Annotated in this window: 1 protein-coding gene; it reads right to left on the bottom strand. The window is 54.1% G+C overall.

Features of this window, described 5'->3' with window-relative positions:
• Positions 1–336, bottom strand: a 336-nt coding sequence (locus MB824_RS03470; protein WP_238745997.1) for a zonular occludens toxin domain-containing protein, incomplete at its 3' end; no start/stop codon positions are given.
• Between the last annotated feature and the right edge of the window lie 102 nt (positions 337–438).

Here is a 438-nt window from a genome sequence, read left to right on the forward strand (position 1 = left end):
ATCAATCAGCCTGGGATGCTGGGTAATGACAAAGATGTCGATGCCTTTGTGGCGGTGGGTCTCCAGCTCTTGGATGTAGTCAGGAACTTTGGCACCGGCGGGGCGAGGGCGGAAGATGCGCTGGGCTTCGTCAATGACGAGGATTGCGCCGGTAGGTGCCCACTTGTGCCATGTTGTCATGTCTTCGCCTTCGGGTATCTCCATCGTCGGGATTTTCAATTCCGGGATGCCGTCAACGAAGAGCGGGCGGTTTTTGAGATCGTCGCGCGTCATTAATTCGTGGACGAGCAGGTTTGTTTTGCCGGAGCCGGGCAGGCCTGTGATTAGGCTGATCATGTTTTACCCCTTATGTTTGATTTTTCGCCGGCGGTTTGCCGGCGAATTTTGTTACTACTTTTTCTTGAAAGACGTGCCGAGCTTGGACACGGACGAAAGTGC

The sequence above is a fragment of the Kingella pumchi genome (genome assembly GCF_022288825.1).
GTDB classification, from domain to species: Bacteria; Pseudomonadota; Gammaproteobacteria; order Burkholderiales; family Neisseriaceae; genus Kingella_D; species Kingella_D pumchi.